The organism is Paenibacillus sp. EKM10P (assembly GCF_011800655.1).
Lineage (GTDB): Bacteria > Bacillota > Bacilli > Paenibacillales > Paenibacillaceae > Paenibacillus > Paenibacillus polymyxa.
In genome coordinates this window covers 1-12630 of sequence record NZ_JAALET010000021.1, presented here as the reverse complement: position 1 = coordinate 12630, position 12630 = coordinate 1, and the positions used below count along the sequence as shown (strand labels likewise).

At 45.4% G+C, this 12630-nt stretch carries 11 protein-coding genes and 1 rRNA gene; all 12 read right to left on the bottom strand.

Going from position 1 to position 12630, the window contains the following annotated elements; translation table 11 throughout:
• Positions 1-31: 31 nt before the first annotated feature.
• Positions 32-508, bottom strand: a complete 477-nt coding sequence (gene ispF, locus HFE01_RS25100) for a 2-C-methyl-D-erythritol 2,4-cyclodiphosphate synthase (RefSeq protein ID WP_016818638.1) — start codon at positions 506-508, stop codon at positions 32-34.
• Positions 505-1203 (bottom strand): 2-C-methyl-D-erythritol 4-phosphate cytidylyltransferase, encoded by a 699-nt coding sequence (gene ispD, locus HFE01_RS25095; RefSeq protein ID WP_167438750.1) that lies wholly within the window; start codon positions 1201-1203, stop codon positions 505-507. Before ispD ends, ispF begins: the two co-directional genes overlap by 4 nt.
• Before the next feature lie 70 nt (positions 1204-1273).
• Positions 1274-2359, bottom strand: a complete 1086-nt coding sequence (locus HFE01_RS25090; protein ID WP_107735231.1) for a PIN/TRAM domain-containing protein — start codon at positions 2357-2359, stop codon at positions 1274-1276.
• A 190-nt stretch (positions 2360-2549) separates the two neighbouring features.
• The gene (gene pssA / locus HFE01_RS25085; protein WP_016818635.1) at positions 2550-3296 is read right to left on the bottom strand and encodes a CDP-diacylglycerol--serine O-phosphatidyltransferase; all 747 of its coding nucleotides are present in this window, start codon (positions 3294-3296) and stop codon (positions 2550-2552) included.
• 54 nt (positions 3297-3350) lie between these two features.
• On the bottom strand, positions 3351-4427 hold the full coding sequence (gene disA / locus HFE01_RS25080) for a DNA integrity scanning diadenylate cyclase DisA (protein ID WP_013312183.1): 1077 nt from the start codon (positions 4425-4427) through the stop codon (positions 3351-3353).
• A 12-nt stretch (positions 4428-4439) separates the two neighbouring features.
• Entirely contained in the window at positions 4440-5813 is a 1374-nt protein-coding gene (gene radA / locus HFE01_RS25075; protein WP_013373291.1) for a DNA repair protein RadA, read from the bottom strand.
• A 242-nt stretch (positions 5814-6055) separates the two neighbouring features.
• Complete coding sequence (gene clpC / locus HFE01_RS25070) at positions 6056-8500, bottom strand: ATP-dependent protease ATP-binding subunit ClpC (protein WP_016818634.1); 2445 nt, start codon at positions 8498-8500, stop codon at positions 6056-6058.
• Positions 8501-8544: 44 nt separating this feature from the next.
• Complete coding sequence (gene mcsB, locus HFE01_RS25065) at positions 8545-9609, bottom strand: protein-arginine kinase McsB (protein WP_013373293.1); 1065 nt, start codon at positions 9607-9609, stop codon at positions 8545-8547.
• Positions 9610-9638: 29 nt separating this feature from the next.
• A complete protein-coding gene (gene mcsA / locus HFE01_RS25060; protein ID WP_016818632.1) occupies positions 9639-10163 on the bottom strand; it encodes a protein-arginine kinase activator protein McsA in 525 nt (174 codons plus the stop codon).
• An 84-nt stretch (positions 10164-10247) separates the two neighbouring features.
• On the bottom strand, positions 10248-10712 hold the full coding sequence (locus tag HFE01_RS25055; RefSeq protein WP_016818631.1) for a CtsR family transcriptional regulator: 465 nt from the start codon (positions 10710-10712) through the stop codon (positions 10248-10250).
• A gap of 493 nt (positions 10713-11205) precedes the next feature.
• Positions 11206-12393 (bottom strand): GNAT family N-acetyltransferase, encoded by a 1188-nt coding sequence (locus HFE01_RS25050; RefSeq protein ID WP_107735232.1) that lies wholly within the window; start codon positions 12391-12393, stop codon positions 11206-11208.
• 162 nt (positions 12394-12555) lie between these two features.
• Positions 12556-12630 (bottom strand): 5S ribosomal RNA (rrf, locus tag HFE01_RS27825); the annotation flags it as partial.

Below are 12630 nucleotides of genomic sequence, written 5' to 3'. Positions count from 1 at the left end.
CTCCAAATAGAATTACTCAAGATGATAGCATTTACTTGATTAGACAGACAACCGACTGAGCCGCGATTCCCTCGCTTCGCCCGGTAAACCCGAGTTGCTCCGTCGTCGTCGCCTTGACATTTACCTGGGATGACTCCTCTGCTTCCAGCACCCGGGCGATGATTTCATTCATCTGCGGGATGTACGATGCCATCTTGGGCTTCTGCGCAATAATTGTAGAATCGATGTTCCCCAATCGGTATCCCCGCTCTTTAGCCAGCCCCCACACATGCTCCAGTAGCTTAAGACTATCCGCGTCCTTAAATTCAGGGTCATTATCTGGAAAATGCTTTCCGATGTCTCCCAAGCCAAGCGCACCCAGGATAGCATCGCTAATGGCATGCAGCAGCACGTCTGCATCGGAATGACCCAGTAAACCTTTTTCATACGGAATATTTACTCCTCCGATGATGCATGGCCTTCCTTCCACCAGCTGGTGGACGTCAAATCCTTGCCCCACTCTAATCATTTGATATCCTCTCCCTCTGTCTTTACCCATAACGCCGCCATCTCCAAATCCTCAGGCGTAGTAATTTTGATATTCTTGTAGCTGCCCTGAACGACAGTAACTGGAATGCCTATTCGCTCCACCAGCATGGAATCATCTGTCCCCAAAAATCCTGTCTGCTCCGCTTCCTCATAGGCCCGCAGCAGGTCGGAAAGACGAAAAGTCTGTGGCGTTTGAATACTCCACAGACTTCGGCGATCCGGCGTTGCTGTAATGATACCATCCCCGTTCACTTGCTTGATCGTATCCTTTACAGGTACTGCCGCTACAGAAGCACCAGTACGCTGAGCAGCCTCCAGGCATGAACGTACAAGCTCAGGCTGAATCAATGGCCGCACACCATCATGCACCATCACCCAATCTGTTCGCAAGTGGCGCAAACCGCGATAAACCGAATGCTGGCGTTCACTGCCACCAGCCACCACCCGTACATTTTTACCAATCTTGTATTGATGAATCCAGTCTCTGCAGCGTTCCACATCTCCAGCTCCAGTAACCATCACCATTTCATCCACTTCAGGCATTGCTGCGAATATTTCAAGTGTATGTATGAAGATGGGCTTGTCTCGCAAAAGCAGAAATTGCTTGCTCTCCTGCGTTCCCATACGGGAGCCGCGCCCGGCCGCCACAATCACGACTCCTACCTGATTGTTCATTCAAATAACTCCTGCCCTGATCGCACTTGGACGATCCGTATGATAACACATCTACTTCATCATACCTCGTTTATTGAGCTTTTTCCAATAATTTCGGTTTAGCAAAGATCATACGGCCCGCAGAGGTCTGAAGTACGCTTGTGACCAGTACTTCCATGAGAGAGCCAATATAGTCACGTCCACCCTCCACAACAATCATCGTACCATCATCCAGATAAGCTACACCTTGCCCATGCTCCTTGCCATCTTTGATAATCTGCACCATAATCTCCTCACCGGGCAGTACGACAGGCTTCACTGCATTCGCCAAATCATTAATGTTCAGCACAGACACACCTTGAAGTTCGCATACTTTATTCAGGTTAAAATCATTAGTTACAACTTTACCCTGCAACACCTTTGCAAGCTTAACCAGCTTACTGTCGACCTCTGAAATTTCCTCAAAATCCCCCTCATAGATGAGCACATTCACATCTAGCTCTTTTTGAATTTTATTCAAAATATCCAGACCCCGCCGCCCACGATTACGCTTAAGTAAATCTGAAGAATCTGCGATATGCTGAAGCTCCTCCAACACAAATTCAGGAATCACAATGGTCCCTTCAATAAAACCTGTCTTGCAGATATCCGCAATACGCCCATCTATAATGACGCTGGTGTCCAAAATTTTATGTTCCTCCAGCTTGCGTTCTTCTACATCCGTTCCCCGACCAAAAAAGCCTGAACTCCAAAAGGATGACAACTCGTCCCGTTTTTCTAGCCCAACCATCAACCCCACATATCCACATACCAAGGTAACCGCGGTCTGGATAAGTAAACCAGGTGCTCCTAACCCTGAAAAGAGTGGATAAACTGCCAAGGAAAGGATCAGCCCCACCGCTAAGCCCATGACACCTGCTATCATCTCATTCATCGGAATTCGTACCAAACCTTCAATACCCTGCTGCAATCGATTCGCCACGGACGCCCCTGCGAATGAGCAGCCAACCATAAATACCACCGCTCCCGCTAACATCCAAACAGCCATTCCTGGTAAAGAACCATCACTCAACCATTGTGGCATCCACGTTACTAAGCCTCCTATCCGCTGGTATAACGTATAGCCAAACCACGCGCCGCACAATCCTGTAAAAGTTAAAATAGCCTTTCTCCACATTGAGTCTCTATACCTCCTTTATTTTCTTTTCAATAGTCTGCTATTTATTGGATACATAGCACTTCCCTTACCAGTATGGTCCATTTCCCACATAACTAACCCTGTGTTTTCACTTTTTATGCATAAAAAAAGCATTTATCCCCTTGAATGAATCAAGGAAATAAATGCTTCTTGTAGTTCTTGTCTGACACTAACGTTGCGAATGACGATATTGATCGTCCTGTTCTTCCTGTTTAGAACGATCCCGCTCACGTCCACGTCTGCGTGATAACTTCCGAATGTTCAGCTTCATACCGTACAACGCATAAAGCACCAGTGGTACAAAAATCAGCTTCGACAGCTGATCAGGAAATTTAACAGCTAGAACCACCGCTGCAATTACGACCCACGGAGCAACCCAGATCGCTTTTTTCGGAAGGCCGACCTTTTTGAAATTTGGATATCTCATGGAGCTAACCATCAAATAAGAGACTAGCAACATGGCAATCGACATGTATAACAATGAAATCTCGTTATGGAATAAGGACAACGTGGCTAATACGCCACCTGCTGCCGGAATGGGTAAACCTGTGAAATAACCTGGTACACCGGGACGTACGTTAAATCGAGCCAAACGCAATGCTCCGCACATCGGAAAAATGGCTGTAACCGTCCAAGCCAAAGCCGAATTCGCATCATGAAAAGCAACCATGTACATAATAACTGCGGGAGCAACACCAAAAGATATCATATCTGATAAGGAGTCCAGTTCTTTACCGAATTCGCTCTGGGCATTCAAAGCCCGGGCCATCCTTCCATCCAGTCCGTCCAACAACATGGCGACAATAACCATAATAGCGGCAAGACTGTATTTTCCGTCTACGGCCAATAAAATGGCGATCATTCCGAGAAACAAGTTACCCAAGGTACACATGTTCGGAATTGATTTGGTAATCATCTCTTCACCTCAATGTATGAATTGTTCCATTATAATCCTTTCACTGTATTACATTTACATTTGTCTGTCAATGAAAACTTGTTCCTGTAAACGTTTAAGCCCTTCTTTAATCGTACGTGCACGAACCTCTCCTATACCATCCACTTCATCCAGTTCTTCTATCGTTGCTGTGATGACATGTGGAAAACGTCCAAACCGCTCTACCAGATTATGAATAATCACATTGGGCAAACGAGGTATTTTGTTCAGCACCCGATATCCGCGTGCAGCAATATATTCTTCTGATGTCGCTGCTGAAGAAGGGTAGCCTAATAAACGTACTATATGATTCACATCCAGTAATTCGTCGTCCGTAGAACGTTTGAGTCCCAATATAATTTCACGGATCTTCTCGTCGCTGTCGTCTTTGGCATAATCCTTATACAGCAACCAAGCTTCTTCCTCGATATTACTGACAAGCTCCTCCATCTGCATGCTAATCAGCCTGCCCTCATTCCCGAGCTCGTTAATAAATCGTTTGATCTCCATTTTGATGCGCAGCACCATTTCGATCCGTTGAATGACATTAACGACCTCCGGCATGGTAACCAGTTCTTCGAATTCAGATGCAGTTAAATTCGTTGAGGCTTGCCCCAATACGGATCTATATTTTTCTAACGTCTGAATAGCCTGATTAGCTTTCGTTAAAATAACCCCGATTTCCTTGAGCGCATACCGTAAAGTCCCCTGATACAACGTAATAATATTACGACGCTGGGAAATAGACACAACCAGTTTGCCAGTCTGCTTTGCAACTCGTTCCGCCGTCCGATGCCGAATCCCTGTTTCTATGGACGAAATGGAGGAATCGGGAATCAATTGCGTATTGGCATATAAAATTCGCTTTAAATCCTCACTCAATATGATTGCGCCGTCCATTTTAGCCAGCTCATACAAATAGTTCGGCGAAAAGTCACAATTAATAGAGAAACCGCCATCCACGACTTCCATTACTTCCGGGCTATAGCCAACGACCAGAAGAGCACCCGTTTTGGCACGCAAAACGTTTTCCAATCCGTCGCGAAAGGGAGTTCCCGGTGCCACAAGCCGTAGCAAATCGTTCATTTTATCCAGTTGGCTCGCTTCCTTCATCCTCAATGCCCCCTAATCTAATGCGGCTGCCAGTGCATCTGCCACCGTTCCAACTCCGATAATTTGTATCCCTTTTGGATGTGTCCAGCCCTTCAAGCTTTTCTCGGGCATGATCACCCGTTTGAAACCTAATTTCTCTGCTTCTCGCACTCGCTGTTCTGCTCGGGATACAGCCCGCACCTCGCCTGTCAGTCCTACTTCACCAAAAATCACATCGTACGGCTTGGTAGGAGCATCCCTAAAGCTGGAAGCAATGCTCACCGCTATGGCTAAATCCACCGCTGGTTCATCCAGCTTTACGCCTCCAGCAACATTGAGATAAGCGTCCTGGTTTTGCAAAAACATGCCCATCCGCTTTTCTAGTACGGCAATGATTAATCCCATCCGATGATGGTCAATCCCCGTACCCATTCGGCGTGGAGATGGAAAATGCGTAGCCGCAATGAGTGCTTGCAGTTCAACCAATACAGGTCGGGTTCCCTCCATACTGGCAACGACTGTGGAACCAGCCACCCCCAGTGGCCGTTCGGACAGGAAGAGCTCAGAAGGATTCGCCACCTCACGCAAACCACTTTCGGCCATTTCAAAAATACCAATTTCATTCGTAGAACCGAAACGATTCTTAACCGCACGCAACAGCCGATACGTATGATGGCGCTCTCCTTCAAAATAAAGTACACAATCGACCATATGCTCCAACAAACGCGGACCTGCAATAGCGCCTTCTTTGGTCACATGCCCTACCAGTACTGTAGCAATACCTAATCCCTTGGCAATCCGCATAAATCGTGAAGTACACTCGCGCACCTGAGCTACACTACCAGGCGCACTTGTCACCTCAGGCAAATATACAGTCTGTATCGAGTCGATGACCAAAAACTCCGGCTTCAAGCTGTCCACTGCTTCTTCAATCGTCTCCAAATTCGTCTCACATAATACGTACAGACTGGGAGACAAAGCACCGAGGCGATCTGCACGTAGCTTCGTTTGGCGGACGGATTCCTCACCAGACACGTAGAGTACCTTTAAACCAGTTAAAGCCAGCTCATTAGAGGTTTGCAGCATAAGCGTAGACTTACCGATCCCCGGGTCTCCACCCACCAGAACAAGTGAACCTGGCACCACACCTCCACCGAGTACACGATTTAATTCACCAATTCCCGTCAAAATTCGTGTTTCTTTGCCACTCTCCACTTCAATAATAGGAAGCGGTTTGTCTTTTGTGCTATGAGTAAGAAGGGAAGATCCCATTCCTTGAGTTTTTACAACGCTTTCCGTTTCTTCGACCATGGAATTCCATGCCTGGCATCCAGGACATTTTCCGTACCATTTAGGCGATTCATAGCCACATTCTGTACAGGAAAATTTAGTTTTCACTTTAGCCATACTTTATTCCTTGGCTCCTTCTTGACAACGATGATGTCAATTTTATCTTCACACAGCACCTGAAAGAGCTGTAACAATAAAAGTTTACCATTGAAGCTTGGCGGACGTAAAGCAATATCACAAACTTTCCCAAAGCTTTTACCCTACCCTTTCAAGGTGTTCAATACACAAAAAGGGTGCCTTCGCAATAGCTTTCCAGCCTGCGAGACACCCTTTTCTAATGTTTTATTTACTAAACTGCTTTAGGACTTCGCGGATACATTATCCTTTTTCGTTACTGTCAATGCACCGTTCTCTTCATCAATATAGAGAGAGTCGCCTTTAGAAATGTTTCCAGTCAACAGTTCCTCGGACAGGCGATCTTCAATATGCTTCTGGATTGCACGACGCAATGGACGCGCACCATACGCTGGATCGAAGCCTTCCTTGGCAAGGAAATTCTTAGCCTTGTCTGTCAACTCAAAGTCAACCTCATACTCATTCAGACGCTTACGCAGCTCCTCAGACATGAGTGAAACAATTTCGGCAATATGTTTTTCTTCAAGAGAATGGAACACGATAATTTCATCTATCCGATTCAAGAACTCAGGACGGAAGCTCTTCTTCAGTTCATCCATCACTTTGCCCTTCATGTTATCGTAATCCGCCCCAGCGTCCACAACAGCTGTAAAGCCAAGCGTGGAGTTACGCTTGATCGCCTGTGCACCAACGTTGGATGTTAGGATGATGAGAGTGTTACGGAAGTCAACAACACGTCCTTTGGAATCCGTCAGACGTCCATCCTCCAACACTTGCAGCAGAATATTGAATACTTCCGGGTGTGCTTTTTCAATTTCATCCAGCAACACAACAGAGTAAGGCTTACGACGTACCTTTTCAGTCAGTTGGCCACCTTCTTCATATCCTACGTATCCTGGAGGCGCTCCTACCAAACGGGATGTGGAGTGTTTCTCCATATATTCGGACATATCAATACGGATAACCGCATTTTCATCACCAAACATAGATTCAGCCAAGGCGCGTGCCAGCTCTGTTTTACCAACCCCAGTTGGACCGAGGAAAATAAAGGAGCCAATTGGACGTTTCGGATCTTTCAGACCGGCGCGTGCCCGGCGAATCGCCCGACTTACTGCCTTAACAGCTTCGTCCTGCCCAATCACCCGTTCATGCAACAGTTGCTCCATATTCAGCAAACGATGTGTTTCTTCTTCCTTCAGCTTGCTGACTGGGACACCAGTCCAGATGGCAACAACCTGAGCAATATCCTCTGGTGTAACTTCGGAATCTGTACGCCCCTGTTGTTCTTTCCATTGGTTTTTAGTGACATCCAGCTCTTCACGAATTTTTTGCTCTGTATCGCGCAGCGCAGCTGCCTTTTCAAACTCCTGGCTTTGTACCGCTGAATCTTTTTCCTTACGGATATCCTCCAGACGGTTTTCCAGCTGTTTCAGGTTTGGCGGTACTGTATAGGAATTGAGCCTTACCTTGGAGCCCGCTTCATCAATAAGGTCAATAGCCTTATCCGGTAGGAAGCGATCCGTAATATAACGATCTGACAATCTTACTGCAGCTTCAATAGCCTCATCAGTGATTTTCACACGGTGATGCGCTTCGTAACGGTCGCGCAGACCATACAAGATTTGAATCGCTTCTTCTGGAGAAGGTTGATCCACGGTTATAGGTTGAAAACGACGCTCCAAAGCAGCATCTTTCTCAATATATTTGCGGTATTCATCCAGCGTGGTGGCACCGATACATTGCAGCTCGCCACGTGCCAGAGCAGGTTTCAGGATGTTGGACGCATCAATTGCGCCTTCCGCTCCACCAGCACCAATCAGCGTATGCAGCTCATCAATGAACAATACGATATTTCCAGCTTGACGAATCTCGTCCATAATCTTCTTCAAGCGATCCTCAAATTCACCACGATACTTAGTACCTGCTACTACAGAACCCATATCGAGTGTCATTACGCGTTTGTCGCGCAACGTTTCGGGAATCTCATTCGCTATGATTTTTTGTGCCAATCCTTCGGCAATCGCCGTTTTACCTACCCCAGGTTCACCGATCAAAACAGGATTGTTCTTTGTACGACGGCTGAGCACTTGAATAACGCGCTCAATTTCCTTGCTGCGCCCAATAACGGGGTCCAGGTTATTTTCCTTCGCAGAAGCCGTCAGATCGCGTGCCAGACTGTCCAGAGTTGGCGTGCTGACATTAGCTGGAGCACCGTGATGGCTGGAAACCGCCTCGCTGCTGCCGAGCAATTGAAGCACTTGCTGACGCGCTTTGTTCAGACTGATACCCAGGTTGTTCAGTACACGTGCTGCTACGCCTTCACCTTCACGAATAAGGCCTAGCAAAATATGCTCGGTACCTACATAGGTATGACCCAATTTACGTGCTTCGTCCATAGACAGCTCAATGACTTTCTTGGCACGTGGAGTATAGGCAATGTTCGTCGGTTGCTCTTGACCGCGTCCAATCAGTGTTTCCACTTCATCCTGGATTTTTTCCAGTCCCAGCCCTAAACCGATTAAGGCTTTCGCTGCTATTCCTTCACCTTCACGAATGAGTCCTAGCAAAATGTGCTCTGTGCCAATGTTGTTGTGTCCCAATCGAACAGCTTCTTCCTGGGCCAAGGCAAGCACTTTCTGTGCACGTTCCGTAAATCTTCCAAACATCATATATCCTGCACCTCCACAGTGTGTATTTCAGTTCATTCTATATATTAAAGGGTTGTGCCTAATTTTTGCCGGATCAGCTTCGCCCGGTACATATCGCGCTCACCGGTATTCATTTTATCCCCAAAGCTTTTTTGTAAAAAGCCGGGTTGCGTCATCACATTAAGCTCATTCATCGCTGCAATGGAAGGACGCTCCAAAATTCCTAAATCTACACCGAGACGTACATCGGACAGCCGCTGTGCAGCCTCCTTGGAATCCAAAACTGCTGCATATGACAAAATACCGAATGAACGCATCACCCGATCTGTAATCCGCAGCATGGATTCATTCATCAATCGTTCTCTGGCAGAACGTTCATGCTCTATAATTTGCAGCACCACGCCATGCAGATTCTCGATAATCTCCGCTTCGGTTTGTCCCAGTGTAATCTGATTAGACACCTGAAACAAATTTCCGACCGCTTCGCTGCCTTCACCGTAAATGCCGCGAACTGTAAGACCTACCTGTGAAACAGCAGACAATATACGATTGATTTGATGAGTCATGACTAATGCGGGCAAATGCATCATCACCGAAGCTCTCATACCTGTGCCGACATTCGTCGGACAACTGGTTAGAAAACCTCTCCGATCATCAAATGCATAATCAACATGCGCTTCAAATGCATCATCAATAACCATAGCGCGTTCCCAAGCTTCTCTAACCTGACATCCGGGATATAAGCACTGAATACGCAAATGATCCTCTTCATTTATCATAACACTAACTGATTCATCATCACTAATCAACACAGCACCGTTGCGAGATTCGTTCGCCAAATTAGGACTAATCAAGTGCTTCTCAACCAGTACCTGTTTGTCGATCTCATCCAACTCGGATATTTTCAAGGTATGAAAAGTACCAAAACGACGCAAATCATCATACTGAAGGATATCCGTTAAGCGTTGAAGCACTTCTTCCGACTGCTGATTGGTAGCAAGCATGGGAAAAGGCAGATGCTGCAAGTTACGCGCAATTCTTACCCGGCTGCTAATGACAATCTCCGAATCCGCAGCATCACCACGCATCCAATCACTTAGCGGCTTTTCCGTAAATCGGATATTGGGCATCACGCATTCCCTCCTACTCTTCACAAACTTTACTCTTCAGTCATTTCTTTTTCAAGCTTTCTGATTTGATCCCTAAGCTCAGCAGCTGATTCGAATTCTTCCTGTACAATGTGTTGTTGCATCTCTTTTTTCAAATCATCAATTTGCCGTTTAACCTTTAATCGGCCTCCAGTACGGACCGGAACCTTCCCAACATGACTCGTACTACCATGCACACGCTTGAACAGAGGGTCCAGACGACTATCAAAATATTGATAGCATGATGGACATCCAAAGCGTCCTAGCTTACTAAACTGTGTATAAGTCATACCGCAATCCTTGCATTGTAGATTTTGGGGAACACTGTGACCTGAAGACTGGCTTTTAGTGCTGGAGTCAAAATCCAACATCCCCGACAACAAGCTATGAATTGAAAAGCCATTAGGTGTTCCAGGGATCATCTCCCCTTTTTCCTTCGCACATGTCTCACAAATATGAAACTCTGTCTTTTCGCCATTCACAATTTTGGTGAAATGCAAAGTTGCCGGCCGCATATTACATTCTTGGCACAGCATAAAAGCACCTCCTTCAACGTCAGGATTTTTACAAATCCCTACATCTGAATTGCAAATCTCTATTCACTGGTTAATGGATACTAGCTATTTGGCCGCCAGCAACGAGATCAGCATAGCCTTAAGCAATCTTGCTCGCAGTTGGTCACGATAGGGAAGCTTCAGCAATAACGTATCTCTTGATAAAGCAGCCTTTATTAGACCCGCTTCCCTTTTGCTTAAAAAATGAGCTTCCTCTAACTGATAAATCAATCCTTCTGCTGCCGATTGGCTAATTTCCTCCCCGATGCTCTGATGAAGGTGTGTATGGATTGCATGCTGTGCAGGTAATTGAATTCGCTGAATCCGAATATAACCTCCACCACCGCGTTTACTTTCCACCACATAACCTTTTTCCAGCGTAAACCGGGTACTAATAACATAATTAATTTGCGACGGTACGCAGGAAAAGCGGTCAGCCAGATCATTGCGCTGAATCTCCACTAAGCCTTGGGGACTTTCCAGCAGCATGCTCTTCAAATATTGTTCAATAATGTCGGAAACATTGCGCATTTCATCATCCTCCACTAACGGAAACGCAAGTATTCAAATACATTTCACGCTCCACAGAGTCCGCCGTATATTGAACTTAACCAAACGGTATAGTCACGAATCTAAGCTGTATTCAGGCTATTGCCTGTTCTACATCCATTGGAATTGTACCGTTTCGTTTCTAGTGTGACCTTTATTTGCGATAAATCATACACTTCTCTTCTATCCATAAGAAGCAGCTCCTAACTATACGCAAATCATGTCATTATTGCTACACTTCTGTAGATTCACACTGGTTCTGATTGACTTTGACTTTCTTTGACTATATTCGTATTATAGCACAAATTTCATTTTTGCCAAGGGGTCAATACCATTTTTCGCAATCTAATTATGTTTTATACCATAGAATAAAAAAACTCTTCCCATTATGGAAAGAGCTTTGAATAATTATGATATCCCACATCCAATTTGGTTAAAAAGAGTTGGGCATTAAGAAAATCTAATTGGGCCTTTATCAGAAAAAATCCATTAGGAACGTTTGTTTTGTTGGTATTACACGTTTAAGTGCAGCCACAGACTCACTGCTTCCTTCAATGCGCCCCCAATTAAACAGGTTATCAGCTTGCTGGTAGCCGAGCATTAAAGTTGTTAATGACTGAATTCCCAGTTCCAAGTCAGCTACTGTATCGTTCTCAGATAAATTACTTGTATCCACTCTTGCCAGATGTCCTTGCCCCTCCGTAGTAATCGTTAATCTCCATACTCCTTCATTCCAAGGAGCATACCGATCTGTCAGATGTAAGGTTAGACTTGTTTCCTCTCCAATCTGCTCAAAAGGGTATCTCTCTACAAAAGCAACAGCATCCACAATACGCCCCATAAAATAAGGCACCGTTTCCTGTTGAATTCGCGGATCATCGAGTAAAAAAGGCAGATTGTCATCTGCTGGAACGTAAATAAATTTACCTTGGGTTATCATTGAGTCATGATTTGCAAAATAAGTCCACAAAGCCCGACGTGCCGTCTCATTTTCATATACCAACTCATCACAATTTAACTGTTTATCTTCTATTTTGTATAGTGCATATCCCTGAGGATCGCCTGCATCTGTGTAATATACTACAGTTCGATAATTCTCATTTAAAATCCGTTCCTGCCACCATTCCTTATCTCGTACCAGCGTACCATTGTAACGTGAAGCATACGATTGATACACTTGGTCTAGTTCTGAAATATTTTTGATATCCCGTTTGACTATACCTTCTGTTTTAAGTTTAGCAGGGAATTTATCAATTGGAATGACGTATTTTTTGTACTCAGTATACGTTTCCCATCCAAATTTACGATAGAAGGCAAAAGAAAATGGATGCAGAAAAGAAAGGCTTTGTCCTGCAGTCTTCATTTCTTCAAGCGCATGCGTCAACAAACGTGAAACCATACCTCCGCGACGCTTTTCCGGCCACGTTGCCACACCAGCAATGCCTCCCATATCAAAAACCTGACCATGTATGTATACCTGTAGTGGTAGCAAAGTCAGTTTAGCGTTCAAGTCAGGTCCGTCGAATATCCCCCATGTTTGTTCTGGTTTGAATTTCTTCTTGGCTTTCTCCAGATCCTCCGGGGTCATTGTAAACTGAAAAGCATACTGGGATAATCCTATAGCTGCTTCAAATTCCTCACGTTGTAATTGTCTGATCTCCATAACTTCGTCACCTCGCTCGTATACTTGGACCTTTAAAAAAATACACACTTAGAGTGTCGCAAAGCCTCTTCTCTCTGTCAACCTTAGAAGCAGATACCCTTCCACAAAATGCATAAAAAAAGGATGATACCCTCAGTGAGGTTATCATCCTTTTTCACTTTTGCTTGGCAACGTCCTACTCTCCCAGGACCCTGCGGTCCAAGTACCATCGGCGCTGGAGGGCTTAACGGTCGTGTT